The organism is Pseudacidovorax sp. NFM-22 (genome assembly GCF_021401245.1).
In the GTDB taxonomy this organism is placed as follows: Bacteria; Pseudomonadota; Gammaproteobacteria; order Burkholderiales; family Burkholderiaceae_C; genus Xenophilus.
The window spans coordinates 102,673-129,138 of record NZ_JACBFY010000001.1 but is presented as its reverse complement, the minus strand read 5'-3'; the positions used below and the strand labels follow the sequence as shown (position 1 = coordinate 129,138).

At 69.7% G+C, this 26,466-nt stretch carries 24 protein-coding genes and 1 tRNA gene; 12 read left to right on the top strand and 13 right to left on the bottom strand.

Going from position 1 to position 26,466, the window contains the following annotated elements:
• Nucleotides 1-188: 188 nt before the first annotated feature.
• Nucleotides 189-737: a polyhydroxyalkanoate synthesis repressor PhaR gene (gene phaR, locus L0984_RS00580; protein ID WP_234191855.1), complete on the bottom strand. Its 549-nt coding sequence runs from the start codon at nt 735-737 to the stop codon at nt 189-191.
• Nucleotides 738-825: 88 nt separating this feature from the next.
• Nucleotides 826-1,185 (bottom strand): hypothetical protein, encoded by a 360-nt coding sequence (locus tag L0984_RS00575; protein WP_234191854.1) that lies wholly within the window; start codon nt 1,183-1,185, stop codon nt 826-828.
• A 255-nt stretch (nt 1,186-1,440) separates the two neighbouring features.
• Between L0984_RS00575 and L0984_RS00570 the strand changes: the two genes are divergently transcribed.
• Nucleotides 1,441-1,517, top strand: a tRNA-Val gene (locus tag L0984_RS00570).
• A 170-nt stretch (nt 1,518-1,687) separates the two neighbouring features.
• Here the strand turns inward: L0984_RS00570 and L0984_RS00565 are convergent.
• Nucleotides 1,688-3,820: a RelA/SpoT family protein gene (locus tag L0984_RS00565; RefSeq protein WP_234191853.1), complete on the bottom strand. Its 2,133-nt coding sequence runs from the start codon at nt 3,818-3,820 to the stop codon at nt 1,688-1,690.
• Nucleotides 3,821-3,917: 97 nt separating this feature from the next.
• Nucleotides 3,918-4,874 (bottom strand): alpha/beta fold hydrolase, encoded by a 957-nt coding sequence (locus L0984_RS00560; RefSeq protein WP_234191852.1) that lies wholly within the window; start codon nt 4,872-4,874, stop codon nt 3,918-3,920.
• Nucleotides 4,875-4,939: 65 nt separating this feature from the next.
• Here L0984_RS00560 and L0984_RS00555 point away from each other — a divergent pair, with 65 nt between their 5' ends.
• On the top strand, nt 4,940-5,713 hold the full coding sequence (locus tag L0984_RS00555) for a 3-hydroxybutyrate dehydrogenase (protein WP_234192744.1): 774 nt from the start codon (nt 4,940-4,942) through the stop codon (nt 5,711-5,713).
• A 48-nt stretch (nt 5,714-5,761) separates the two neighbouring features.
• On the opposite strand, the gene L0984_RS00550 is transcribed toward L0984_RS00555, so the two are convergent.
• Together L0984_RS00550 and L0984_RS00545 are read right to left on the bottom strand one after the other, a co-directional pair.
• Nucleotides 5,762-6,517, bottom strand: coding sequence for an SIMPL domain-containing protein (locus L0984_RS00550; RefSeq protein ID WP_370645863.1), 756 nt, complete (start codon nt 6,515-6,517; stop codon nt 5,762-5,764).
• Nucleotides 6,518-6,529: 12 nt separating this feature from the next.
• Entirely contained in the window at nt 6,530-6,883 is a 354-nt protein-coding gene (locus tag L0984_RS00545; RefSeq protein WP_234191851.1) for a hypothetical protein, read from the bottom strand.
• 164 nt (nt 6,884-7,047) lie between these two features.
• Here L0984_RS00545 and ompR point away from each other — a divergent pair, with 164 nt between their 5' ends.
• The 3 genes from ompR to L0984_RS00530 all read left to right on the top strand — a co-directional run bounded on the left by ompR (nt 7,048) and on the right by L0984_RS00530 (nt 10,240).
• Nucleotides 7,048-7,779, top strand: a complete 732-nt coding sequence (gene ompR, locus L0984_RS00540; protein ID WP_017759953.1) for an osmolarity response regulator transcription factor OmpR — start codon at nt 7,048-7,050, stop codon at nt 7,777-7,779.
• A gap of 92 nt (nt 7,780-7,871) precedes the next feature.
• Complete coding sequence (locus tag L0984_RS00535) at nt 7,872-9,284, top strand: sensor histidine kinase (protein WP_234191850.1); 1,413 nt, start codon at nt 7,872-7,874, stop codon at nt 9,282-9,284.
• Entirely contained in the window at nt 9,281-10,240 is a 960-nt protein-coding gene (locus L0984_RS00530; protein ID WP_234191849.1) for an aldo/keto reductase, read from the top strand. Before L0984_RS00535 ends, L0984_RS00530 begins: the two co-directional genes overlap by 4 nt.
• Nucleotides 10,241-10,265: 25 nt before the next feature.
• On the opposite strand, the gene L0984_RS00525 is transcribed toward L0984_RS00530, so the two are convergent.
• Nucleotides 10,266-11,066, bottom strand: a complete 801-nt coding sequence (locus L0984_RS00525; RefSeq protein ID WP_234191848.1) for a helix-turn-helix transcriptional regulator — start codon at nt 11,064-11,066, stop codon at nt 10,266-10,268.
• Between the two features lie 93 nt (nt 11,067-11,159).
• Here L0984_RS00525 and L0984_RS00520 point away from each other — a divergent pair, with 93 nt between their 5' ends.
• The 3 genes from L0984_RS00520 to L0984_RS00510 all read left to right on the top strand — a co-directional run bounded on the left by L0984_RS00520 (nt 11,160) and on the right by L0984_RS00510 (nt 14,478).
• On the top strand, nt 11,160-11,636 hold the full coding sequence (locus L0984_RS00520) for a DUF3237 domain-containing protein (RefSeq protein ID WP_234192742.1): 477 nt from the start codon (nt 11,160-11,162) through the stop codon (nt 11,634-11,636).
• Between the two features lie 130 nt (nt 11,637-11,766).
• A complete protein-coding gene (locus tag L0984_RS00515; protein ID WP_234191847.1) occupies nt 11,767-12,756 on the top strand; it encodes a Bug family tripartite tricarboxylate transporter substrate binding protein in 990 nt (329 codons plus the stop codon).
• Between the two features lie 102 nt (nt 12,757-12,858).
• The gene (locus L0984_RS00510) at nt 12,859-14,478 is read left to right on the top strand and encodes a tannase/feruloyl esterase family alpha/beta hydrolase (protein WP_234191846.1); all 1,620 of its coding nucleotides are present in this window, start codon (nt 12,859-12,861) and stop codon (nt 14,476-14,478) included.
• Here L0984_RS00510 and ispF read toward each other — a convergent pair.
• Nucleotides 14,465-14,998, bottom strand: a complete 534-nt coding sequence (gene ispF / locus L0984_RS00505) for a 2-C-methyl-D-erythritol 2,4-cyclodiphosphate synthase (protein ID WP_234191845.1) — start codon at nt 14,996-14,998, stop codon at nt 14,465-14,467. The genes L0984_RS00510 and ispF overlap by 14 nt on opposite strands.
• Before the next feature lie 14 nt (nt 14,999-15,012).
• Nucleotides 15,013-15,738, bottom strand: coding sequence for a 2-C-methyl-D-erythritol 4-phosphate cytidylyltransferase (gene ispD / locus L0984_RS00500; RefSeq protein ID WP_234191844.1), 726 nt, complete (start codon nt 15,736-15,738; stop codon nt 15,013-15,015).
• 227 nt (nt 15,739-15,965) lie between these two features.
• Between ispD and mfd the strand changes: the two genes are divergently transcribed.
• The 4 genes from mfd to L0984_RS00480 all read left to right on the top strand — a co-directional run bounded on the left by mfd (nt 15,966) and on the right by L0984_RS00480 (nt 21,910).
• Complete coding sequence (gene mfd, locus L0984_RS00495; protein ID WP_234191843.1) at nt 15,966-19,493, top strand: transcription-repair coupling factor; 3,528 nt, start codon at nt 15,966-15,968, stop codon at nt 19,491-19,493.
• Between the two features lie 139 nt (nt 19,494-19,632).
• Entirely contained in the window at nt 19,633-20,610 is a 978-nt protein-coding gene (locus L0984_RS00490; protein WP_234191842.1) for a Bug family tripartite tricarboxylate transporter substrate binding protein, read from the top strand.
• A gap of 88 nt (nt 20,611-20,698) precedes the next feature.
• Nucleotides 20,699-21,424 carry a phosphoserine phosphatase SerB gene (gene serB, locus L0984_RS00485; RefSeq protein ID WP_234191841.1) on the top strand — a complete coding sequence of 242 codons (726 nt, stop codon included), beginning with the start codon at nt 20,699-20,701 and terminating at the stop codon, nt 21,422-21,424.
• A gap of 90 nt (nt 21,425-21,514) precedes the next feature.
• The gene (locus L0984_RS00480) at nt 21,515-21,910 is read left to right on the top strand and encodes a DoxX family protein (protein WP_234191840.1); all 396 of its coding nucleotides are present in this window, start codon (nt 21,515-21,517) and stop codon (nt 21,908-21,910) included.
• An 18-nt stretch (nt 21,911-21,928) separates the two neighbouring features.
• Here the strand turns inward: L0984_RS00480 and def are convergent, their stop codons facing one another.
• The 4 genes from def to L0984_RS00460 all read right to left on the bottom strand — a co-directional run bounded on the left by def (nt 21,929) and on the right by L0984_RS00460 (nt 26,421).
• Nucleotides 21,929-22,468 (bottom strand): peptide deformylase, encoded by a 540-nt coding sequence (gene def, locus L0984_RS00475; RefSeq protein ID WP_234191839.1) that lies wholly within the window; start codon nt 22,466-22,468, stop codon nt 21,929-21,931.
• Nucleotides 22,469-22,518: 50 nt separating this feature from the next.
• Entirely contained in the window at nt 22,519-23,007 is a 489-nt protein-coding gene (locus L0984_RS00470) for a hypothetical protein (RefSeq protein ID WP_234191838.1), read from the bottom strand.
• Between the two features lie 127 nt (nt 23,008-23,134).
• Nucleotides 23,135-25,294, bottom strand: a complete 2,160-nt coding sequence (gene ligA, locus L0984_RS00465) for an NAD-dependent DNA ligase LigA (protein ID WP_234191837.1) — start codon at nt 25,292-25,294, stop codon at nt 23,135-23,137.
• Nucleotides 25,295-25,311: 17 nt separating this feature from the next.
• Entirely contained in the window at nt 25,312-26,421 is a 1,110-nt protein-coding gene (locus tag L0984_RS00460) for a cell division protein ZipA C-terminal FtsZ-binding domain-containing protein (protein WP_234191836.1), read from the bottom strand.
• Nucleotides 26,422-26,466 lie beyond the last annotated feature (45 nt).

Sequence of the window (26,466 nt, the reverse complement as noted above, 5' to 3'; positions counted from 1 at the left end):
ACGACAGCGCTGTGCATGGTCGACCAGCTACCCGAGCCGGTCACCGCGCTTGGGGACGAACGGCGGGAAGGTGCCCTGAAGCAGCGGGCAGCGTGCACTCGTGGGCGCCGCCGGCCTCTAGGCAGGCTTGACGCGGGCCAGGGCAGGAGGTAGGCGATGCGCGCACCCTGCCCGCGCAGCCTGAGCCTTCAGGGACGCTTGAGGCCGAAGGCGCCAAGCACCTGGTCTGCGTTCTTCTGCATCTGCTCCTGCATCTGCTGGAAGGCGGACTTGGACTGTTCGACGTAGCTTCCCATCAGCCCCTGCAGCACGGGCGACTGCATCGTCATGAAGCGGGACCACATCTCGGGCGTGAAGCTCTGGGCCTTGTCGGCCATCTGGGTCTGCACCTCGACCATGGCCTGGATGTTCTTCTCGAGGTAGGGCGCCATGAAGCCCTGCATGGCGTGGCCGTAGAAGCGGATGATGCTGGCCAGCACCTGCTCGGTGAACATTGGCGCCCCGCCGGCTTCTTCTTCCAGGATGATCTGCAGCAGGATGCTGCGGGTGATGTCTTCGCCCGTCTTGGCATCGCGGACCACGAAGGTCGCCTGGTCCATCACCAGTTGCTTGACGTCCGCAAGTGTGATGTAGGCCGAAGAGTCGGTGTCGTAGAGCCTGCGGTTCGGGTACTTCTTGATCACCCGTTCAGACGACTTGGCCGCCGCCTTCTTGCCCTGCACTGGAGATTCCTTCAAACCACACACCTCGCATTCCACGAGCAACCCATTCTAGGGAGGCGACTGGAAGCGCATTCCAAGGTTTACCCTGCCCACCCGCCAAGCCTCAGGGATTGGGGTACTCGGCACCGCAACTGCTGCAGCGTGCGAGTTCGTGGCCCTCTTCCGTGCGATGGAACGACAGCGGCGTGCGCGTGCTGGCAAAAACCCAGCATCGCGGGCAATGCTCGCGGCCTTCCATCGGCAGGTAGGAGCGGGCACGCTGCTGGACGCGCTCCCGGGTTACCAGCACGCCCATGCCTTCGGCGCGCGCCACGTCCTGCGCCGCCATCGTGCCGACGCGTCCGCTGGCCCGGTCATTGATGCCATAGACGGCACGAGCAAATTCCAGCGGGGCCTGATGCAACAGCATGGCAATTCTGCGCCGCGAAGCAAGTTCATCAGGAAGGACGGAGGGCGAGTTCATCAGGATTCCCCGGGGCGCGGAAGTGGTTGTTATGTGCAGGCCAAGTTATCACACGCCGCAACCAATTGCATCTGACGTTCGGCCAGGAAAGTCAGCCAGCGTGCGCCCTCAAGACAGGGCGAACTGGCATCGAGGCGGAGGAATGATTGGACGGCTCGCGGCCCAGCGCGTCGGACTGTTTCCGCAAGATTCGGCGGGGGGGGGCTTCCCAGCCCCAAAAATACCGTGCTATACTCTATCCTCTCGAACAAACACAGGCGCGTAGCTCAGCTGGTTAGAGCACCACCTTGACATGGTGGGGGTCGTTGGTTCGAGTCCAATCGCGCCTACCAAACGCCGTGTGTCAACCAGGCACACACCAAAAATAGCCCCGCAAGGGGCTATTTTTTTGCCTGTTCGTCGGTCACGCACGGCACAGGATTACGTTCTTCGAACGACCTTGCCTGGGAACGGAGCGGCACGGCGAGCCAGCGGCTCCGCGCGTCGCCCCTTGGGCGAAACCTCAGCGACGCCGGGCCGAGCGCACGCCGGACACCGACGCCACGATGCCCAGCACATGGGTCAGCCGCGCTGCGTCGGCGATCTCGATGGTGAAGGTCATCCAGGCCGTCCCCCGCACCGACTGGGTCTGGACGCCGATCACGTTCATCTTCTCGCGCGCGAAGACGTCCGAGATGTCGCGAAGCAATCCCTGGCGGTCGGCCGCCTCCACCGCCACGTCCACGGCATAGACCATGTCGCTGCCGCTCCGTGGCGTTCCCCATTCCACGTCGATCACGCGGCCGGCGTCCTTCGCCGCCATCATCCTGAAGTTGCTGCAGTCCGCGCGGTGCACGCTCACGCCGTGGCCGCGTGTCACGAAACCCCGGATCGCATCTGGCGGCGCAGGTCGGCAGCACTTGGCCAGCTGGGTCATGAGCGAGGAGACGCCCACCACCAGCACGCCGCCCTTGCCGGAACCATCGGTGGCCCGCGGCTTGCGGATGAGCGGCGCTTCGTCGGCCGCGGGCTGAGCCTCCTGCGGTCGCAGCAGGTTCTCGATGTTGCGCAGGGAGAACTCGTCCTTGCCCACCACTTCGAACAGGTGGTCGGCGCTGCGAAAGCCCAGTTGGGTGGCCAGGTCCTCCAGGCGCAATGCCGTCTTGCCCTCGCGCTGAAGCAGCTTCTCGACCGCCTCGCGCCCCCGCGCCACGGTCTCGTGTGTGGCCTGGGCATTGAACCAGGCACGCACCTTCGCACGCGCCCGATGGCTGGCGAGATAACCGAGATCGGTGTTGAGCCAGTCACGCGAGGGCCCGCCTTCCTTCGTGGCGATCACCTCGACGGTCTGGCCGTTCTGCAGCGGCGTGTTGAGCGGCACCATGGCACCGTCCACACGCGCGCCCCGGCAGCGGTGGCCCAACTGCGTGTGCACCGTGTACGCGAAATCCACCGGCGTGGAGCCCTGGGGCAGCTCCACGATGGCGGCATCGGGCGTCAGCACGTAGATGCGGTCGTCGAAGAGGCCGCTGCCCTGGTCGCCGCCAGACAGGTCGCGCTCCCAGGCCAGCAGCTGCCGCAGCACTGCGATCTTCGCGTCGTACTCGCCGCCGGCCCACACGCCGGCATAGCCCTTGGGCCCCGCCTCCTTGTAGGCCCAGTGCGCCGCCACGCCGTGCTCGGCATGCTCGTGCATCTGTGCGGTGCGGATCTGGATCTCGATGGGCTTGTCGGGCCGGCCGCCGGCCACGTCGCGCACCACCGTGTGCAGCGACTGGTAGCCATTGGGCTTGGGCCGGGCGATGTAGTCGTCGAACTCCTCCACGATCGGCTGGAAGTGCGAATGCACCCAGGCCAGCACCGCATAGCAGTCCTTCACGTCCCCGACGATCACGCGCAGGGCCAGGATGTCGAACACCTGGCCGAAGTCGAGCGACTTGCCGCGCATCTTCTTGACGATGCTGTAGATGTTCTTGGGCCGGCCCTGCACCTTCGCCTCGATGCCCTGGCTGGCAAGGTCCCGCTCGAGCCGCGCGCGCAGCTGCTCGACATAGACCTCGCGCTCCGCCCGCTTCTCGTCGAGCAGCTGGGCGATCAGCTTGTAGGTGTCCGGCTCCAGGAAACGGAAGGAGAGGTCCTCGATCTCCCACTTGACCTGCCAGATGCCGAGCCGGTTGGCCAGCGGCGCGAACACCTGGAGCGACTCGCGCGCCATGCTCTCGGGCACCGGCTGCTTGACGGCCGCCGCATGCCTCAGCGTCTGCAGCCGCGAGGCCAGGCGCAGCATCACCACCCGCAGGTCCCGCGAGAAGGCGAGCAGCATCTTGCGCACCGTCTCGGTCTGCGCGCCGCTGCCGTCGGCCATCTGCACGACCCCGCGCGTCTGCTTCTGGACCTGGACCAGCTTGGTCGTCTCCAGCGCGAGGGAGGCGTAGTTGTCGCCGAAGACCTTGGAAATGACCTCGTGCGGCCGGTTGAGGTGCGGGCAGGCGTAGACGAGATAGCTGGCGGCCTGCATGGCCTCGGAGCCGCCCATCGAGGCCACGATGGCGGCCACCGCATCGGCATGCGCCAGCGTGTTCTCGCCGGTGTCGAGCGTCTCGCCCTCGATCAGCGGTGCTGCGAAGGCGCGGGCGCGGGCCAGCATGTCCTCCATGCCCGGCGCCACCTGGGCAGTGGCGGCGGACAGGGCATGTTCAACAACGGCTGGCTCTGACACTGACAACTCTCAATCGCAAATTCTGGATGTGCACTCAACGCGCGAACAGGAAGGACGCCACGACGGACGACTGCGCCGGATCGACCAGCGTGGGCGCATGCCCGACGTCGGCGAACTCGACGAGCGAAGCCCTGGGGCCCCGCTGCGTCATCGCCTGCGCCGTGCTGCGCGACAGCAGATCGGAATCCGCGCCGCGCAGCAGCAAGGTCGGCGCCGTCACGGCATCGTAGGCCGCCCACACCACCGCTTCGCCCTGCGCGGCCTGCTCGCGCGTCAGCGCCCGCAGGCCCACGGACAAGGCCGGGTCGTAATGCAGCCGGTAAGGGCCGACATCGGTGCTGCCCTGCGCCGGCGCCTGCCGTTGCCGGCCGTCGGCGCTGCGTTCGCTGGCCGGGACCAGCATCGGCACCGTCAGCGCACGCCACTGCGCGGGCGTGTGCGGGCCGAAGCCCGCGGAGATCCCGAGCAGCACCTGCGCCGCCTCTTCGACCGTGGCATAGACACCGCCCTGCCCCACGTAGCCCGAAATGCGGGCGATCGCATCGAATTCAACCGCCGGACCGACATCGTTGAGCACGAGGCGCCGCACAGGCACGGGCACCAAGGTTGGCTGGGCGGCCAGGAAGATGCCGATGAGGCCGCCCATGCTGGTGCCGACATGGTCGAACTGCTCGATGGGAGCGCGCGCATGCAAGTGCGCGAGCAGCGCCATCATGTCGGCGACGTACTGCGGGAACTGGTAGTGCGCGGGCTCCGCCAGCCAGTCGCTTCGGCCACGGCCCACGACGTCCGGGCAGACGATGCGGATGGGCTGCAGCGCCTGGGCCAGCAGCACTTTCGCCAACGCATCGAAGTCCCGCCCCTGGCGCGTGAGCCCATGCACGCACAGCACCACATGGCCGGCCTGCGGGTCGCCCCACTGCCAATAGGCCATGCGATGACCGCCGCCGGCATCCGCGCAGTCCACGAAATCAAGGATGGGCTCTGTCATGCAAACGTCTCCGTGGCGCTGGCGATATGCTCGCGTCCATCCTAATTGATCGCGGAGAACAGCCCATCATGCTTCAAGGCAAAACAGCGCTCGTCACAGGCTCGACCAGCGGCATCGGACTCGGCATTGCCAAGGCGCTGGCGCAGCAGGGCGCCAACCTCGTGCTCAATGGCTTCGGCGACGCGGATGGCGCACTGGCCGAGATCCGCGCCCTCGGCGTGAAGGCCGAGTACCACGGCGCCGACATGAGCAAGGCCAGCCAGATCGAGGACATGATGGCCTTTGCGGCGAGCAAGTTCGGCCGCGTGGACGTGCTGGTCAACAACGCCGGCATCCAGCATGTGGCGAAGGTCGAGGACTTCCCGCCCGAGAAGTGGGACGCGATCATCGCCATCAACCTCAGCAGTGCCTTCCACACCACCCGGCTGGCCATTCCGGCCATGCGCGAAGCCAACTGGGGGCGCATCGTCAACATCGCCTCGGCGCACGGCCTGGTCGCCTCGGCGCAAAAGTCGGCCTATGTGGCGGCGAAGCACGGCATCGTGGGGCTGACCAAGGCCGTGGCGCTGGAGACCGCGACCACCGGCGTGACCTGCAATGCCATCTGCCCCGGCTGGGTGCTGACGCCCCTGGTGCAAAAGCAGATCGATGATCGTGCCGCACGCGAAGGCATCACGGTCGAGCAGGCGAACAACGACCTGTTGGGCGAGAAGCAGCCATCGCTTCAGTTCACGACCGTCGAACAGTTGGGCGGCCTGGCTGTCTTCCTGTGCTCGCCTGCGGCGGACCAGGTGCGGGGCGTCGCGTGGGCCATGGATGGTGGCTGGACGGCGCAGTAGTGCTGCTGCCCGCGCCTGCCCGCACCGCAGCCGGAAGCGCGGGGTGCCCTACTTCAGCTGCACAGACCCGGACACATTGACCGTCACGGTGGTCTTGCCGGCCTCCACGGGCACCGGCGCAGCATCCGCCTTGAAGGCCATCGCCTCGGCGGCCATCATGCGCGGCCGAGCTGTGAAGTCCTGCGGACCCTTGACCGACACCTGCCGCAGCGTGTAGCCGGAGAAGCCGAAGTTCTGTGCCAAAGCGGCTGCTTTCTGGCGGAAGCTTTCGATGGCGCGGGCCTGCGCTTCGGCCTCGACCTTGCGGGTCTGCTCCCGGCTGAGGCTGAACCCCACGTTCGCCACGGTCAGGCTGTCGATGCGGCCAGCCACCTGCGTGATTCGGGGAAAGTCGCGGCCCTCCAGCACCACCTCGGCGCTTCCCTGCCAGCCGTTGATCTTGCCCTCACGGCTGTAGCGGGGCGACAGGCTGAAGTTGCCCGTGCGCACGTCCAGATCACCAGGCTGCACCTGCGTGCGCGCTACAGCAAGCGCCGCATCCACGGCCGCCTTCAACTGCCCCTGGACTGCGGCGGCCGAGGTTCCGTCCCGCGTGGTCGACAGCGTCATCGTCAACATGTCCTGCTGGGCATCGACCGAGCCCGATGCCGACAGCTGGAGCACGTTCTGCGGGGGTGACCACATCGGCCCCTCCTGCGCCAGCACGGGCAACGAAAGGGCGGCGAAAGCCACGGGAGCGGCGGCGCGGAGCAGGGGGCGAAGGATGGTCAAGCAGTTCCTCTTTAGGATGAGTTGAAGACGCACGCGCGGCACCGTTCAGTGCCGCGGGTCGCGCCAGGGAAAGGGAAGGTTCCAGCCGCGGCGCGACGGAGAACCATCGGCGCGTGCCGCAGCCGGATCGGCGCCACCGCCGTCGGCCGGGTGCCGGGCATTCCATTCGCTGCGAAGCTGCTCGCGCAACTCGGCGCGCTGCGCGGGCGACAGCTGCCGCATGGCAGCCTCGGTGGCGGCATCCTCCTGCGGCATCGCCCGCTGGTGCGCGGCCTGTGCCTGCCAGCGCGGGCCTTCAGCGGCCCACGCGGCGGGCGCCAGCGCGGCGCCCGCCGCAGCCATGACCACCGCCAGGCCGAAGCCGGGGGTGGATCGCAGGAAGCAGCACGCAGTCGTCATGGCCCCTACTCTGCCACCGCTTCAATGCGAGAACTTTGCTGTCACGCGAGCGGGCGCAAGTTGTGTAACGTGGTGTCAGCCGGAGCACAGGGGTCGAAGAATCGGTGAACTCGACCTCCACAATCGGCTCTGTTACAAATCTGCTCCCGAGGAATGTCGTACCTATGACTCAAAACCAGACCCGTACCGACAAGATCGTGATCGTCGACGACGACGCCCGCATCCGCGACTTGCTGCGCCGCTACCTGACGCAGGAAGGTTTCGAGGTGATCGTGGCCGAAGACAGCAAGGCGCTCAACCGCATCCTGCTGCGCGACACGGTCGACCTGATCGTCCTCGATCTGATGATGCCGGGCGAGGACGGCCTGTCGGTATGCCGTCGGCTGCGTGCGGCCAACGACCGCACACCCATCATCATGCTCACCGCCAAGGGCGAGGACGTGGACCGCATCGTCGGCCTGGAGGTGGGTGCCGACGACTACCTCGGCAAGCCCTTCAACCCGCGCGAACTGCTGGCCCGCGTGCATGCCGTGCTGCGCCGCCGGCCGCCGCAGGAGGCGCCCGGCGCACCGTCTTCCGAGAACGAGATGGTGTCCTTCGGCCCCTTCGAGTTCGACCTGGGCTCGCGCACGCTGCGCAAGGACGGCGAGGAACTGTCGCTGACGACTGGCGAGTTCGCCATGCTCAAGGCGCTGGTGCGCCACCCGCGGCAGCCGCTGTCGCGTGAGAAGCTGGCCCAGTTGGCCCGCGGCCGCGAGTTCGAGCCCTTCGACCGCAGCCTGGACGTGCAGATCTCGCGTCTGCGCAAGCTCATCGAGTCCGATGCCGCCGCGCCACGCTACATCCAGACCGTCTGGGGCGTGGGCTACGTCTTCGTGCCGGACGGCAACGCCTGACCGTGCCCCCTGCGGCCCCAGCCAGCCCCGCTTCGGGGCGGGCGCTTCCCCCGCCCGATTCCATCCAGGGCACCCTGCCCTCCCCGCTCGAGATGTCCGAGCGGGTGCGCGCGCAGACGCGCTTCCGCCTCGGCTTCAGCCTGTTCTGGCGCACCTTCTTCCTGCTGGTGCTGCTGCTGCTCGGCTGCATCTATGGCTGGCTGCAGACCTTCCGCGCCTTCGAGGACGAACCGCGGACGGTCCAGACCGCGCACCAGATCGCCTCGCTCGTCAACCTGACGCGCGCGGCGCTGGTCTATTCCGACGCGATCACCCGCGTCTCCCTGATCAAGACCCTGGCCGATCAGGAGGGCGTGCGCATCGTTCCGCGCGAGCCGCGCGACCGCTACGAGGGCTACACCGACCGGGCGCTCGACCGCCGCGTGCGCGACGAGCTGATCCGCCGCCTGGGCGAAGGCACCACCATCGCGAGCGAGGTCAACGGCGAGCCGGGGCTGTGGATCGGCTTCGGCATCGACGGCGACCAGTACTGGCTGCTGCTCGACCCGGCCCGCTTCTCGCGCGTCGGCGGACGGACCTGGCTGGCCTGGTTCATCACCGCCGGCATGATGTCGCTGGCGGGCTCGGCGCTGATCACGCGGCTGATCAACCGACCGCTCAAGCAGTTGTCGCGGGCCACGACCCAGGTGCGCGAGGGCGAATACGAGGCCCATCGCCTCGACGAGCATGCCCGCACCAACGAGATCCGGGCCGTCAACATCGGCTTCAACCGCATGGCCGACCAGCTCGCCAAGATCGAGCAGGACCGCGCCGTGATGCTGGCCGGCATCTCGCACGACCTGCGCACGCCGCTCGCCCGCCTGAGGCTGGAGACCGAAATGAGCGTGGCCGACGAGGACGCCCGTGCCCACATGGCGGCCGACATCGCGCAGCTCGACGGCATCATCGACAAGTTCCTCGACTATGCGCGGCCCGACCATGTGCGGCTGCAGCCGCTGAGGCTGCGCGACGTGGTGGCCGACAGCGTGTTCCCGGTGCGCGACCAGGACGATGTCGAGATCCAGATCAACGTGCCCGACGACGCCATGGTCATGGCCGACGAGGTGGAGCTCAAGCGCGTGCTGTCGAACCTGCTGGAGAACGCGCGCCGCTACGGGCGCACGCCGGGCATGAACGTGACGCAGATCGACATCCAGGCGCAGACGCAGCCGACGGCGGTGTTGATCAAGGTGCGCGACCACGGGCCCGGCGTGGCGCCGGTGATGCTCGCGCAGCTGACCAAGCCCTTCTTCCGCGGCGACACGGCGCGCACCTCCGCGGCGGGTGCGGGCCTGGGCCTGTCGATCGTGGCCAAGAACATCGAGCGCATGGGCGGCACCTTCGCCCTCACCAGCACTCCGGGTCGCGGCTTCGCGGCCCATATCCGGCTGCTGCGTGCCCAGGGCACGCCGGCGGCCGCCAGCGACCGGCGCCCCGCGCCTCCTTCTTCCACTGTCCAGACATGAACTTGCGCCCACTCGGCCGTTCCGGCCTCCAGGTCTCCCCGCTCGCCTTCGGCGGCAACGTCTTCGGCTGGACCGTGGACGAGGCCACCTCCTTCCGCCTGCTCGACGCCTGGGTCGATGCCGGCTTCAACTTCATCGACACGGCCGACGTCTATTCCATCTGGGTGCCCGGCCACACCGGCGGCGAGTCGGAGACCATCATCGGCAAGTGGCTGCGCGCCTCCGGCAAGCGCGACCGCATCGTGTTGGCCACCAAGGTCGGCAAGCCCATGGGCGAAGGCAAGAAGGGGCTGTCGCCGCGCTACATCCGCGAGGCGGTCGAGGCCTCGCTGCGCCGGCTTCAGTGCGACTGCATCGACCTGTACCAGTCGCATGACGACGACGCCGAGACGCCCTTCGAGGACACACTGGGCGCCTACGCCGAGCTGATCAAGGCGGGCAAGGTGCGCGCCATCGGCGCCTCCAACCACACGGCGCCGCGTCTGGCCGAGGCGCTGGCCGTCTCCGAACGACTGGGCCTGCCGCGCTACGAGAGCCTGCAGCCGCTCTACAACCTCTGCGACCGCGCCGTGTACGAGGCTGAACTGGAGCCGCTGTGCCAGTCGCAGCAACTCGGCGTCATCAACTTCTTCGCGCTGGCGATGGGCTTCCTGACGGGCAAGTACCGCAGTGCGGCCGACGCCTCGCGCAGCACGCGCGGCGAGCGTGCCGTGGCGGCCTACCTGAACGACCGCGGCCGGCGCATCCTCGCGGCCCTGGACGAGGTGGCAGCCGAGACCGGCGCCAAGCCCGGCCAGGTCGCGCTGGCCTGGCAGATCGCCCGGCCGTCGATCACGGCGCCCATCGCCAGCGCGACCTCGCTGGAGCAACTGCAGGAACTGGTGGCCGCCGCGCAGCTCAAGCTGGCCCCGACCCAGATCGCCCGGCTCGACGCCGCCAGCGCCGAGCACGCCTAAACGAACGAGGGCGTGGGCGCGGCGCTCAGCGCGCAGCGAGGGCGCCCTCGCCCGCCTCCAGCATCAGGGCGAAGAGTTCGCTCCTGAAATGGATGCCCAGTCGCGCAAAGGCCCGGTTGCGGTAGGTCTTGACGGTCGGCAACGCCAGCCCGAGGTCCGCGGCGATGCCTTCCTGCGTCATGCCGCGCAGGAGGCGCAGGCAGACCTCCAGTTCCCGCTGGGTCAGTTCGGGACACTGGGCGAGCAACCGCTGTGCCTGCCCAGCCGACTCCTGCGGCGGTGACGCCAGCACCACATGCTTGCGCGCCAGGGCCATCAACAGGGCGCCGGCCTCGCCGAAATCGGCCAGTTGCCCATCGGCCAGGGGCCGCTGCCCTTCGTGCCGATAGAAGTTGACGGCAAAAAGCGCACCGTCGGCCGACGCCTCGCGCTCCACCACCGACACCCGCTCGCGCACACCATGCGCGTCGTACACCTTGGCCCGGTGCTCGGGAGGCACTTCGCCGGCCGTGATGTGGCACATGCGCAGCGGCGCGGGCCCACCGTCGCGGAAGGTGCGGTCGTGCTGCACCGGACCTGACAGATAGGCCCGCCAGCAGTCGCGCGTGGTGTCGGGCACGCCCAGACTGCCGCTGATGAAGATGGCGGGCCGGGCCCCCGTGCGGTAGATCGAGAAGGAGGCGACCGGCAGCGTCGCCGCCACGGCCTGCAGCAGGCGCGGGCCGAAGGCCGCGTCGCCCAGCGCCGGCACCACCTCGGGCATGCGCGCCGCCAGCAGCGCATGGGCGCTCTCGCCGGCAGGCAGGGCGGGGCTCCAGGTTCTCATGGCAGGCGGGAGGGCGGCGGCATTGGGGGAAGTCCGTCATCTTCTGGGATGACGAGGCGCCGCCGCCACGGGACTTACGCTAGACAAATGATGATGTCAGACAACGATCCCCTGTCCCCGCCCTCCCTGGCACACTTCGCCGACGTGGCGGTGGACGTGGGCCAGCCGCTGGTGCTCGGCCGCGGCGCGCAGGGCCTGCGCCGGGTGGTGCCGATCCTCGGCGGCACCGCGCGCGGCGATGGCTGGACGGCTCGGGTGCTGCCGGGCGGCGCCGACTTCCAGCTCTTCGCCACCGAAGGCTGCTCGGTGCTCGATGCGCGCTATGGCATGGAGACCGACGCCGGCGACCTGATCTACGTGCAGAACCACGCCGTGCGCGCCGCCGCGCCCGAAGTGATGGCCCGCCTGATGCGCGGCGAGCCGGTGCAGCCGTCGGAGGTGTATTTCCGCTGCACGCCGAGCTTCGAGACCGATTCGCCCGCGCTGCGCTGGATCACCGAGCGGCTGTTCGTCGGCAGCGGCGTGCGGCATCCGGCTCAAGTGGCCATGCGCTTCTTCGTGCTGACGTGAACCACCCCCCATGCCGGCCGAGCCAGTTCCACGCGTGCCCTGGACCGGCCTGCTCGACACGCTCGCGCCGCAGCATGGGCTTCGCCGCCGCCCTCCCGCCCTCACCAAGAACACTACCAAGGAGACTCCCATGACCCGATTCCGCACGTCCTTCCGCCTGCTCGCCGCCACGGCCGCCCTGGCCGCCGCCTGGACCGGCGCCCATGCGCAAAGCGCCGCCTATCCCAGCCGGCCGGTGCGGCTGATCGTGGGCTTCCCGGCCGGCACCGGCCCGGACATCGTCGCGCGTCTGCTGGCCCAGAAGCTCTCCGAGGGCTGGAACGGCGTCGGCGTGGTGGTGGACAACAAGCCCGGCGCCGGCGGCACCATCGCCGCCAGCGAGGCCGCGCGCGCCCAGCCCGACGGCTACACCCTCATGCTGGGCGAGACCGGCCAGTTGTCGATCGCCCCCAGCAGCTACACCAAGCTGCCCTACGACCCGAAGAAGGACTTCGCGCCTGTGAGCCAGGTGGTCACCAGCAACTTCATGCTGGTGGTCAACCCGCAGAAGGTGCCGGCGCGCGACGTCAAGCAGTTCGTGGACTGGAGCCGGCAGCAGAAGGGCCTGTTCATGGGCACCTTTGGCGCCGGCACGCCGGGGCACTTCGGCGCCTATATCTTCGGCGACGCCATCGGCGTGAAGCCCGAGGCGGTGCACTACCGCAACACCGGCGACGCGCTGGCCGGCCTGATGAGTGGCGACGTGGCCGGCGCCTTCGCCAGCGTCGGCCTGGCCGCGCCCAACGTCAAGGCGGGCAAGCTGGTGGCCCTGGCCGCCAGCGGCGAGACCCGCGCCGCGCTGCTGCCCGACGTGCCCACCTTCAAGGAACAGGGCTACGGCCAGCTGGTGTTCCAGTCCTGGTTCGGCATCGTGGCGCCCAGCCGCACGCCGCCCGAGGTGCTGGCCAAGCTGGAAGCCGACATCCGCCGCGCCATGCAGTCCGCCGACGGCAAGCAGCGCATGGAAGACGCCGGCTTCAGCGTGACCGGCACCACGGCCAAGGAGTTCGGCAACATCATCGCGGCCGACACGGTGACCTGGGGCAAGGCCGTGCAGGCCACCGGCTTCAAGGCGGACTGAGCCGTGCGCCGCCCTGTCGGATTCGGCGGGGCGGCTGCGGGCGCCGTGCTGCTGAGCGCCTGCGGCAGCCCGGTCGACGCACCGCCTGCGGCACAAGCAGCGATGACGCCGCTTGCCTGCGCCCAGCTCGCGCGGGCCATGCCCCCTGGGGCCAGGCTCACGCTGGCCGAGGAAGTCGCCGCCGGCACCATCAACCTCACCGGCATCCAGCCCGGGGCCCCCGGCTCCACCGCGCCGGTGCCCGCCCACTGCCATGTGCAGGGCAGGATCGCCGAGCGCACCGGCCTGGATGGCAAGCCCTACGCCATCGGCTTCGACCTGCGCCTGCCGGCCCAGTGGAATGGCCGCTTCTTCTTCCAGGGCGGCGGCGGCACCGACGGCGTGCTGCGCGATGCCATCGGCGTGCTCACCGGCGGCGGCAACACCAGCAATGCGCTGATGCAGGGCTATGCGGTGGTCTTCACCGACACCGGCCACCTCAACGAGCCTGGCCCCAACGGCCCCTACCAGTTCGGGCTGGACCCGCAGGCCCGCGCCGACAACGGCTACAACTCGATGGCGCAGACGGCGCGCGTGGCCAAGACACTGATCCGCGCGCACTATGGCCAGGCGCCGGAGCGCTCCTACTTCGTGGGCTGCTCCAACGGCGGGCGGCAGGCCATGATGATGACGCAGCGCTACCCGGAGATGTTCGACGGCGTCATCGCCTCGGCACCGGCCTACCGCGTGCCGCTGGCCTCGGTACAGGCGGTGTACGACACGCAGCTCTATGCTCGTGCAGCGGCCGAGCAGGCACCGCCCGGCCCCGACGGCCGGCCGGTGCTGTCCAAGGCCTTCTCGCCCGGCGACATGAAGCTGCTCACGCGCGAGGTGCTGCGCCAGTGCGATGCGCTGGACGGCCTCGCCGACGGCATGGTCAACAACTGGCCGGCCTGCCACTTCAAGCCCGAGGTGCTGCGCTGCACCGGCGCCAAGACGGACGCCTGCCTGGGCCCGGCGCAGGTCGAGGCGCTGCAGCGTTCCTTCGCCGGCGCCCTCGATGCGCAGGGCAAGCCCGTCTATTCGGACTGGGTGTTCGACGCCGGCCTGCATTCGGCCGACTGGACGCGCTGGAAGTTCGGCGATGCCACGAGCGGCCCGGCCAACGCCCGCAACCTCACGCTGATGACCGGTGGGCTGGCCATGTTCTTCACCACGCCGCCCACCGTGACGAGCGACTTCTGGGCCTATGCGATGGGCTTCGATCCGCAGCGCGACACGGCCAAGGTGTACGCCACCGACGGCGCCTTCCGCGAGTCCGCCATGCGCATGGTGGCTGCCGACTCGCCCGACGTGGACGCCTATGCCCGCCATGGCGGCAAGCTCCTGTTCTTCCACGGCGTGAGCGACCCGGTGTTCTCGGTGACCGACACCGTGCGCTACCTCGGCCAGCTGCGCCAGCGCTACGGCGCCGCCACCGACGGCATGGCCCGGCTGTTCACGGTGCCCAACATGGCCCACTGCAGCGGCGGCCCGGCCACCGACCAGTACGGCGGCCTGACGGCGCTGGTGAACTGGGTCGAGAAGGGACAGCCGCCCGAGCGCATCGTGGCCCGCGCCCGGCCCGAGAACCCGGACGTGACCTGGCCCGGCCGCACGCGCCCGCTGTGCGCCTATCCGAAGCAGGCGCGCTACAACGGCAGCGGCAGCATCGAGGACGCGGCGAACTTCAGCTGCCGCTGATCCCGGCAGTCGCGGCAGGCGCGCGGTAGAGCATCACCGCCGCGCGCGCCTCCATCGCCCGGCCCTCGCCCACGGGGCCGAGCTTCTCGGCCGTCTTGGCCTTGACGTTGACCTGGCCCGGCGCCAGCGCCAGCACCTCGGCGATGCGGGCGCACATGGCCGGGATGTGCGGCGCCAGCTTGGGCGCCTGGGCCACGATGGTGCTGTCCACGTTGCCGATCGCCCAGCCACGCTCGCGCACGCGACGCGCAGCCTCGGCCAGCAGCACGGTCGAGTCGGCGCCGCGGAACTGCGGGTCGGTGTCCGGAAAGTGCCGGCCGATGTCGCCCAGGGCCGCCGCGCCCAGCAGCGCGTCGGTGATGGCATGCAGCAGCACGTCGGCGTCGGAATGGCCCAGCAGGCCGACGGTGTGGGGCACCTCCACGCCGCCCAGGATGAGCTTGCGGCCGGCGGCGAGCTGGTGCACGTCCCAGCCCTCGCCGATGCGGAAGGGAAAGTCGAAGTCGGCGGCGTGGGTCATCGGATGGGGGCTCGTCATGGCATGGCCGTGCCGCCGCGGGCCACCAGCACCGCTGCCGCCACGGCAAAGTCTTCGGGAAAGGTCACCTTGAAGTTCTGGGCGCTGCCCGGCACCAGCCGCGGCGTCAGGCCCAGGCCTTCGATGGCGCTGGATTCGTCGGTCACCGCGTCGCCCATGCGCGCCAGCGCCTCCTGCAGCAGGCCGATGCGGAACATCTGGGGCGTCTGCGCCAGCCACTTGTCGGCGCGGGTCACGGTGCCGGCCACGCGGCCGTCGGCCGTGGCGGCCTTGAGCGTATCCGGCAGCGGCAGCGCCAGCAGGCCACCGACGGCGTCGTGCTCGCAGGCGCCGATGAGTGCATCGACCTGGGTGGGTTGCAGCAGGCAGCGGGCAGCGTCGTGCACCAGCACCCAGTCGTGCGGCAGCGCGCCGGCCTGCTCGCGCAGGGCGGTCAGGCCCTGCGCCACGCTCTGCGCCCGCGTGGCGCCGCCGGCACGCAGCAGCCATTCGCCGGGGCCCGGAAAGCCCGGGAGCACCTGCGCGATGCGCTCGTCCTGGGGCGCCACCACCAGCGCGATGGCCGCCAGCCGGTCGCCCAGGGCGCGGAAGACGTCCAGCGTGTGCGCCACCAGCGGCCGTCCTGCCAGCGGCTCGTACTGCTTGGGGCCGGCGGCGCCGGAGCGGGAGCCCGTCCCGGCGCAGGGGATGAGCACGAACAGGCGCGGCGGCGGCAAGGGCATGGGCGAGGCGGGCGGGAACGGGACGGGCAACAGTGGGATGGGGCGCCGCGGGCACGGCACGTGGACAAGCTCAGCGCGAATCGGATGGAGGGAGTCGACCGGTTCTGCGCGGACGGAGCGGCGACCGGGCCGGCCCCGTCCAGGGAAAAGCCCCGCATTCTAAAATTGCGCGCTTCGCCCTCCCCGCCGTTGCGGCCGGGAGGGTCTGCCTTTGGTGCCGCCCCCGCATGGACCTGCCCGCCCTCTCCCCCGGCAAACGCTTCACCCTTCCCCGTCCGCCCTCCTCCAGCGATGCACTGCTGCTCGCTCGGCTGGCACTGCGCGAAAAGTCGGCCGGCCGCACGACCGCCATCTTCGCGGCGGACGCCACCGACACCCAGCGCCTGACGGACGAACTGGCCTTCTTCGCGCCCGAGCTGCGCTGCGCCGTCTTCCCGGACTGGGAGACGCTGCCCTACGACAGCTTCTCGCCGCACCAGGACCTGATCAGCGAACGCCTGGCGACGCTGTGGCGCATCCTGCAGAAGGAGGTGGACGTGGTGCTGGTGCCGGCGACCACGGCGCTGTATCGCCTGGCGCCGCCGGGCTTCATGGCCGGCTACACCTTCCACTTCCGCACCAAGCAGAAGCTGGATGAGGCGCGCCTGAAGGCCCAGCTCACGCTGGCGGGCTACAGCCATGTGACGCAGGTGGTGAGCCCCGGCGAATACGCGGTGCGCGGCGGGCTGATCGACCTGTTCCCGATGGGCTCGCCGCAGCCCTTCCGCGTCGACCTGTTCGACGACGAGATCGACTCGATCCGCACCTTCGACCCCGACAGCCAGCGGAGTCTGTACCCCGTGCCCGAGGTGCGCCTGCTGCCCGGCCGCGAGTTCCCGATGGACGACGACGCCCGCGCGCATTTCCGCAGCCGCTGGCGCGAGCTGCTCGAAGGCGACCCGACCAAGAGCCGCATCTACAAGGACATGGGCAACGGCGTAGCGACCGCCGGCATCGAGTACTACCTGCCGCTGTTCTTCGACCAGACGGCGACGGTGTTCGACTATCTGGCCGGTGCTGGTGCGGACCGCCGGGACGGCGATGCGCCTTCTTCCGTCACGCTGGTGCTGCACGGCGACCTGGAGGCCGCCTTCCAGCATTTCTGGCAGGACACGCGCGAGCGCTACCGCCTGGCCCACGGCGACCCGGAGCGGCCCGTACTGCCGCCCGAGGCGCTGTTCCTCAATGCCGAGCAGTTCTACGGCCAGACCAAGCCGCACCGCCAACTGTCGCTGCGGCCTGCATCCGCTCAGGCTGAGCCTGTCGAAGCCTTCCCCGAATTCGCGCAACTCCCGCCGATGGCCGCCGTGCGCGGCGCCGACGACCCGCTCGCCCGCCTCAAGGAGCACATCCGGACCACGCGCCACCGCGTGCTGCTGCTGGCCGAGACCGCCGGCCGGCGCGAGAGCCTGCTGGACTTCCTGCGCGCCAGCGGCGTCAGCCCGCCGGCCTTCGACACCCTGGCCGAATTCGAGGCCGAGGCGAGCGAGAAGATCGGCATCGCCACCGCCGCGCTGGCCGCGGGCTTTGCCTGGAACGAGGCCGGCATCGACTTCGTCACCGAGACCGAGCTCTTCGCCACCGGCACCGGCAGCGGCCGCCGCCGCAACAAGCGGCAGGAGGCCACGAGCGATGTCGACGCGCTGATCAAGGACCTCTCTGAACTCGCCCTGGGCGACCCGGTCGTGCACAGCGCCCATGGCATCGGCCGCTACCAGGGCCTGGTCAACATGGACCTGGGCCAGGGCACAGGTCCGGACGGCAAGCCGTTGATGCAGGAATTCCTGCACCTGGAGTACGCCGACAAGGCCACGCTCTACGTGCCGGTGAGCCAGTTGCACCTGATCAGCCGTTACACCGGTGTCAGCGCCGACGAGGCGCCGCTGCACAAGCTGGGCAGCGGCCAATGGGACAAGGCCAAGCGCAAGGCCGCCGAGCAGGTGCGCGACGCCGCGGCCGAGCTGCTCAACATCTACGCCCGCCGCGCCGCGCGCGAGGGCCATGCCTTCCGCTTCCAGGCGGCGGACTACGAGGTCTTCGCCAACGACTTCGGCTTCGAGGAGACGGCCGACCAGAAGGCTGCGATCCATGCCGTGATCCAGGACATGGTCTCGCCCCAGCCGATGGACCGTCTGGTCTGCGGCGACGTGGGCTTCGGCAAGACCGAAGTGGCGCTGCGGGCGGCCTTCGTGGCCATCACAGGCGGCAAGCAGGTGGCCTTCCTGGCGCCCACCACGCTGCTGGCCGAGCAGCACTACCAGACGCTGGTCGACCGTTTCTCCAAGTGGCCGGTCAAGGTGGCCGAGATGAGCCGCTTCCGCTCCGCCAAGGAGATCACGGCCGCCGCCAAGGGCCTGGCCGACGGCAGCGTGGACATCGTCGTGGGCACGCACAAGCTGCTCAGCGAGAGCGTCAAGTTCAAGAACCTGGGCCTGCTCATCATCGACGAGGAGCACCGCTTCGGCGTGCGCCACAAGGAGGCCATGAAGGCCATGCGCGCCGAGGTGGACGTGCTCACGCTCACCGCCACGCCCATCCCGCGCACGCTGGGCATGGCGCTGGAGGGGCTGCGCGACCTGTCGGTCATCGCCACCGCGCCGCAGCGGCGCCTGGCCATCAAGACCTTCGTGCGCAACGAGGGCACCGGAGTGATCCGCGAGGCCGTGCTGCGCGAATTGAAGCGCGGCGGGCAGGTGTACTTCCTGCACAACGAGGTCGAGACCATCGAGAACCGGCGCCAGAAGCTGCAGGAGATCCTGCCCGAGGCGCGCATCGCCGTGGCCCACGGCCAGATGCCCGAGCGCGAGCTGGAACGCGTCATGCGCGACTTCGTGGGCCAGCGCTTCAACCTGCTGCTGTGCTCGACCATCATCGAGACCGGCATCGACGTGCCGAGCGCCAACACCATCGTCATCAGCCGGGCCGACAAGTTCGGCCTGGCGCAGCTGCACCAGCTGCGCGGCCGCGTGGGCCGCAGCCACCACCAGGCCTATGCCTACCTGATGGTGCCGGACATCGAGGGCCTGACCAAGCAGGCCGCCCAACGGCTGGACGCCATCCAGGCCATGGAAGAGCTGGGCTCCGGCTTCTACCTGGCCATGCACGACCTGGAGATCCGCGGCGCCGGCGAGGTGCTGGGCGAGCACCAGAGCGGCAACATGATGGAGATCGGCTTCCAGCTCTACAACGAGATGCTGGCCGAGGCCGTGGCCTCGCTCAAGGCCGGCAAGGAGCCCGACCTGCTGGCGCCGTTGTCGGCCACGACCGAGATCAACCTGCACGCCCCCGCCCTGCTGCCCGACGACTACTGCGGCGACGTGCACCTGCGCCTGTCCTTCTACAAGAAGCTGGCCACGGCCAAGACGACGGACCAGATCGACACCCTGCTCGAAGAGCTGGTGGACCGCTTCGGCAAGCTGCCGCCGCAGACGCAGACGCTGATCGACGTGCACCGCCTGCGCGTGCTGGCGCGGCCCTATGGCGTGACCAAGGTGGACGCGGCGCCCGGCGTGATCAACATCAGCTTCAAGCCCAACCCGCCCATCGACCCGATGGCCATCATCGGGCTGATCCAGAAGAACAAGCACATCAAGCTGGCCGGCAACGACAAGCTGCGCATCGAGCGCGAGCTGAAGGACCCGAAGGACCGGGCGCAGATGGTGCGCGACGTGCTGCGCTCGCTGGGGCAGCCGAAGACCGAGGCGGTGGCGGCCTGAGGGGCGCTCGGGCCGCTCCGAGCCCTGAAGGAGTCGGGTGGCCAGTCGCTTTCGTCCGCCGGGTCGGCTGCGCGAAAGCTTGCATCGGCACAGGGCTTGCTAAAACTCACCGTTCCAAAACACAACGGAGAGAGAAGCGATGCAGACCCGACGACAAGCCCTGATGTTCACGGGCGCACTGGGGACGCTGGCCGCCAGCGGCCGGGCGTTTGCGCAGGCCAAGTACCCCGACCGCCCCGTGAAGGTCATCGTGGGCCTGCCCGCGGGCGGCAGCGCGGACATGATCGCGCGCGAGGTGAGCCAGAAGCTCGGCGCGGCGCTCGGCCAGCCTTTCGTGGTCGACAACCGCGCGGGGGCGTCGGGGCAGATCGGCATGCCTGCGGTGGCCCGCGCGGCGCCGGACGGCTACACGCTCACCGTCTCTCCCGCCTCTTTCCTCACGACCAACAAGAGCGTCTTCAAGACCCTGCCCTACGACCCCGAGGCCGACTTCGCGCCGATCTCGCGAATCGTGAACCAGCCCATGGTGCTGATCGTGAAGGACAAGGCCAAGTACCCCACCGTCGCGGCCTTCCTGGCCGCCGCCAGGGCGGAGCCGGGCAAGCTCACCTACGCGTCGTCGGGCGACGGCAGCCCCCAGCACCTGGGTGCGCTCATGTTCGAGACCCGCACCGGCGCGAAGATGCTCCACGTGCCCTACAAGGGTGGCGCGCCCGCCATCAACGACACGCTGGCCGGCAGCGTGGACGGCATGTTCGCCGTCATGCCCGAAGCCCTGCCGCATGTGCAGGCGGGCAAGCTGTTCGCACTGGGTGTGCTGAGCCCGCAGCGCTCGCCCGTGCTGCCCAATGTGCCGACCATGGCCGAAAGCGGCATCCCCGACCTGAACCTCTCGGCCTGGGTGGGCATCCTGGCCCCGGTCCGCACGCCCAGGCCCCTCATCGACCAGCTCAACGCAGCCGTGCGCGCCGCACTGGATGCAGACCTCAAGGCCAAGCTGGCCACCAACGGCATCGAGGTCGCCCCCAGTTCGCCCGAGGAACTGCAGCGCATCATCGCCGCCGACATCAAGCTGCACGCGCAGCTGGTGAAGGCAGCGGGATTGGTGCCGCAGTAAGCCACCGCGTCCTGCAGCATCGCGGCGAGGCCCGTCGCAGCGCGCTGCGACGCCGGCCTCCGGGGAGAGCGATGAGAAAATCGACGCCATGACTGTCGCCGTTTCCACGCCATCCATCTCGCCAGGCCTTGTCGTCCGGCACATCCCCGGGCCGCTGAAGCTGGCCGACTTCGGCCTGATCGCCTTCGACATGGACTCGACGCTGATCACCATCGAGTGCATCGACGAGATCGCCGATGCGGCGGGCAAGAAGTCGGAGGTCGCGGCCATCACCGAGGCCACCATGCGCGGCGAGATCAAGGATTTCAAGGAAAGCCTGCGCCGCCGCGTCGCCCTGCTCGAAGGTGTGCCGGTGGGCGCGCTGCAGGAGGTCTACGACCAGCGGCTGCGCCTGTCGCCCGGCGCGCCCGAGCTGGTGGGCGCCTGCCGCGAGGCGGGGCTCAAGGTGCTGCTGGTGTCGGGTGGCTTCACCTTCTTCGCCGACCGCGTGAAGGCCCGGCTGGGCATCGACTTCGCACGCTCCAACCTGCTGGAGGAAGACGGCGGCCGGCTGACGGGCCGCGTGCGTGCGCAGGACTGGGGTGACATCTGCGACGGCGCCGAGAAGCGCCGTACGTTGCTGGAAGTGGCCTCGCTGCTGCGCCTTTCGCCCGCGCAGACCATCGCCGTGGGCGACGGCGCCAACGACCTGCCGATGATGGGCGAGGCCGGCCTGTCGGTGGCCTTCCATGCCAAGCCGAAGGTGCGCGAGCAGGCCATGGTGGCGATCAACGAAGGCGGGCTGGACCGGCTTCTGGAAGTCGTGCGGCCCTGACCCCATGGCACGGTGACGCGCGCCGCTAACATCGCGCGCTCGCGGCCTCTGCGGCCATCTTTTTCCTCAGTCTCTTCTTCCCCCGCCTCCATGAACCGTACCGACGACATCGGCAAGTTCCTCCTGCGCGCCACGCTCGGCGTGCTGATCCTGCTGCACGGCATCGCCAAGTTGCCCAAGGGGGTGGACGGTATCGGCCACATGCTGGCGTCGCAGGGCGTGCCCTCGGTGCTGGCCTACCTGGTGTTCGTGGGAGAGATCGTCGCGCCGGTGCTGCTGATCGTCGGCTTCTTCACCCGGCCCGCGGCGCTCGTGGTGGCCATCAACATGGTGGTGGCGATCTGGCTGGTGCACATGGGCGACCTGGGCAAGTTCAACGGCACCGGGGGCTGGGCGCTGGAACTGCAGGGCATGTTCTTGGTGGCGGCGCTGGCCAGCGCCATGATCGGCGGCGGCCGCATCGGCGCCGGCGGCCGCTTCAACTGAGCGGCCGGGCCGCACGATTCAATCGTCGTCGGCCGCGTCCAGGCCGGGGAACAGCACCTCGGTGAAGCCGAAGCGGGTGAAGTCCCGCACGCGCATCGGGTAGAGCTTGCCGATCAGGTGGTCGCATTCATGCTGGACCACGCGGGCATGGAAGCCCTCGGCCATGCGGTCGATGGGATCGCCGTAGGGATCGAAGCCGCTGTAGCGGATGCGCTGCCAGCGTGGCACCACGCCGCGCAGGCCCGGCACGGACAGGCAGCCCTCCCAGCCCTCCTCCTCTTCGTCGCCGAGTGGCTCGATCACCGGGTTGAGCAGCACGGTGCGGGGGACGACTGGCGCCTCGGGATAGCGGGGATTGGGGCGGTCGGTGCCGAAGATGACCAGTTGCAGGTCCACCCCGATCTGCGGGGCCGCCAGGCCGGCGCCGTTGACGGCATGCATGGTCTCGAACATGTCGCGCACCAGCAGGTGCAGTTCGTCGGTATCGAAGGCGCCGACCGGTTGCGCGACGCGCAACAGTCGGGGATCGCCCATCTTCAGGATTTCGCGGATCGTCATCAGCCCATTGTGGACGCGCCGCGCGGCCACAGGCCGGGGGCGCGCGACGCTCAGGGCGTGTTGCCCGAGTCCTGCTTCGGCGGAGGGATGACCGTACCGGTGCCCACGCGCGGGTCGCCGAAGGGAACGGCGTGGGGCCCGCCGGGCCGGCCGGCACCGGGGCCGCGTGGCGGCACCACCGGAACGGCGCCGGGCAACTGCGCCTGCGGCGGTGCTCCCCGCCAGCCGCGGCCTCGGTCATGGTCCCTGTCCCGGTCGTTCCACCCCGGCCGCCCGTAGGCTGGCGGGTAGGGATAGGGGGCCACCGGCCGACGATCCCAGTAGCGGGGACCGGGGTCGCGGTAGACGTCCACGCCCACGTAACCGCCAGGGACCACCGCCGGTTGGCCGTAGTAGGGCTGGGCCGGGTAGGTGGAGTACCCCGGATAGGCCGGGTAGGTGGCATAGCCCGGCTCTTCGTAGGCGGCACAGCCGCCCAGCACCAGGGCCGCGCCCGCCACCAGCAGGGCCGCCCCTCCACGTCTGAATGTCGTCGTCATCGAGTTTTCCTCCTGGCCGAAGCCATGGGTACACAACGCGGTTGGAGCGCGGGTGCCGACGCCAGGGTCCCTGCGTGGGCGTAACACGCCGTAAGAGTCAGCGCGTCGTCAGTGCCACCCCAAGCCCTCAGCCGGCCGCCAGCAGCGCAAGCATGCCCGCCTCGTCCAGCACCTCGACGCCCAGCTCGCGCGCCTTGTCGAGCTTGCTGCCCGCCGCCTCGCCGGCCACCACATAGTGCGTCTTCTTGCTCACCGAGCCGGCCACCTTGGCGCCAGCCGCCTCGAGTTTTTCCTTCGCGTCCTCGCGGTAGAGCGTAGGCAGCGTGCCTGTGATGACGAAGGTCTTGCCCGCCAGCGGCAGCGCCGCGCGCGGGGCGGGATCGCCCTCCGGCCACTGCACGCCACAGGCCCGCAGCTGCTCGATCACCTCGCGGTTGTGGGGCTGGTCGAAGAAGGTGCGGATGGCCTCGGCCACGATGGGGCCGACGTCGTTCACCTCCAGCAGCTGCTCGACGCTGGCGTCCATGATGCCGTCCAGCCGGCCGAAGTGGCGCGCCAGGTCCTTGGCCGTGGTCTCGCCCACATGCCGGATGCCCAGGCCGTACAGGAAACGCGGCAGCGTGGTCGTCTTGGACGCCTCCAGCCCCTCCAGCACGTTCTGGGCGGACTTCTCCGCCATGCGGTCCAGCGCCGCCAGCGCCGTCAGGCCGATGCGATAGAGGTCGGGCAGCGTCTTGACGATGCCGGCGTCCACCAGCTGGTCGACCAGCTTCTCGCCCAGGCCCTCGATGTCCACGGCGCGGCGTTGGGCGTAGTGCAGGATGGCCTGTTTACGCTGTGCCCCGCAGAAGAGGCCGCCCGAGCAGCGGTGGTTGACCTCGCCCTTCTCCCGCACCACGGCGCTGCCGCAGATCGGACATTGCCGCGGCATGCGGAAGTTGGGCACGTAGGGGTCACGTGGGGGCAGGCGGTGGCTCTCGCCCTCGCCCACTGCCTGGTCGATGGCCGCCTCGCTGGCCGTGCCTTCGGCGCGCGCTGTCGCCACGCCGGCCGGCGGGACGCGGCCGACCACCTCGGGAATCACATCGCCCGCGCGGCGGATGACCACCATGTCGCCCACGCGCAGCTCCTTGCGGCGCAGCTCGAACAGGTTGTGCAGCGTGGCATTGGAGACCGTGGTGCCGCCCACGAACACCGGGTCCAGCCGCGCCACCGGCGTGAGCTTGCCGGTGCGGCCCACCTGCACATCGATGTCGAGCATGCGAGTCATCTGCTCCTGCGCCGGGTACTTGTGGGCCACGGCCCAGCGCGGCTCGCGCGAGACGAAGCCCAGCTGCCGCTGCAGCGCCAGGCTGTTCACCTTGTAGACCACGCCGTCGATGTCGAAGGGCAGCTGGTCGCGCAGCGCGCCCACCTGGCGGTGGAACTCGGCCAGCTCCTGCGGGCCGTTGCAGACCTGCGTCCGGTCCGACACCGGAAAGCCCCAGGAGCGCAGCGTCAGTAGCGCCTGGTACTGGGTGCCGAAGTCGGGGCCGCCCTGCTCCACCGCCGTGACCTCGCCCCAGCCGTAGGCGAAGAAGGACAGCGGCCGCTGCCGCGCGATGGCCGGGTCGAGTTGGCGCACCGCGCCGGCCGCGGCATTGCGCGGGTTGACGTAGGTCTTCTCGTTCTTCTGGCCGGCCTCGATCTTCTGGCGCTGGCGCTCGTTGAGGCGGTGGAAGTCGGCCCGCTTCATGTAGACCTCGCCGCGCACCTCCAGCACGGGCGGCGCATCCTTCGGCAGCTTCAAAGGAATCTGGCCGATGGTGCGGATGTTCTGCGTCACGTCCTCGCCCACCTCGCCGTCACCGCGGGTGGCGGCCTGCACCAGCGTGCCGTTCTCGTAGCGCAGATTGATGGCCAGGCCGTCGAACTTGAGTTCGGCCACGTATTCGACGGCCGGCGCGTCGGCAGCCAGGCCCAGTTCCCGGCGTACGCGGGCGTCGAAGGCTTCGGCGCCGCTGGCCTCGATGTCGGTCTCGGTGCGGATCGACAGCATCGGCACCTGGTGCCGCACCTTGGCGAAGAAAGGCAGCACCGCGCCGCCCACGCGCTGGGTGGGCGAGTCGGGCGTACGCAGTGCAGGATGCGCCTCCTCCAGCTCGGAGAGGCGGCGAAACAGCCGGTCGTATTCGGCGTCCGGGATCTGCGGCGCGTCCAGCACGTAGTACTGGTGCGCGTGATGGTTCAGGGCAATGCGCAGCTCGGCGGCCTCCTGGGCCACCGCTGCGGGAACGGTGTCGGTCATCGCGGTCGGTGTGCGGATCAGGAGAACAGGCGGCGCGCCAGCGCCGAGCCGGCGGACAGCTCGCGGCCGTCCAGCGTGTCGTAGAGCTGCTCCAGATCCTGGCCGATGGCATCCAGCGTCTCGGTGCGCAGCGGCTGGCCGTCGCTGTCGGTGACCACGCCGTCCATTTCGCGGGCCAGGGCCTCGGCGATCTCGCGCATGCGGGCGAAGGGCTCCAGCGCGCGGTCGACCTGCGGCACGTCCAGGCTCAGCATCAGCTCGCGGATGGCGGACTGGGCCGGGTCGTCGGCCAGCGCGGCCTGGGTGTCGAAGACCAGGCCGAGCACCGGCGGCGCGCCGGCATCGGTGTTGGGCAGCACCATGCGGCCGGGCAGCATGCCGGGCACGAAGCCCAGGCGCGCGGCGTTCTGCTGCACGTAGCCGGGGCTCCAGGCGGCGTGACGGGCGCGCAGCACGAAGGCCAGTTGCGCGTCGTGCGCGCTGGCGAACTGGTCCAGCTCGCGGGCGCGGGCGACCTCGTCCAGCATCTCGGGGAACTCGGGCGCGCCATTGAGCGCATCGGCGAAGGCCTGGGCCTTGACGACGAATTCCGAATACTCGATCTCGTTCAGGGCGCCGGTGCGGTTGGCCAGCTGCACGCCGATCTGCAGCGCGCGGTAGCGGGCGCTGGCGACGGGCGGCTCCCATTCGGCGGCGCCATCGCGCAGCCCCTCGACGGCGATGGGCTTGCTGCCCGCGCGGCGCGTGGCGGGCGTGGCCGCCAGCACGGCGGCCCCGGAGACCAGGCTTTCCAGCGCCACCGGCGCGATCACGTCGATCAGCGGATCGAGCCCGCCACGGCGGCTGCCCAGCAGCGCGGCCGCACCGGGCTGGCCGGTGGGCGGCGGCAGGTCGGGGTCGAACAGCGGCTCGTGCCGGTCGGCCGAATGCACGTCGTTCGGGTCCGCATGCAGCACCGGATCGTCCGGGCCGCCCTGCGCCCCATCCAGCGGCGCCACGCCGGAATGCGGGCCTTCGCCTTCGGGCTGGCGCGGGGCGTTGCGGCGCAGCGTCCAGGTGTTGTAGGCGATCAGGGCCGCCAGCACCAGGCCGCCGGCGATGGCCACGGCGATCGTGAGATTGCTCATTGGGATTGCTCTTCCGTGTTCTTGTTGTAATGCGCGCGGACGGTG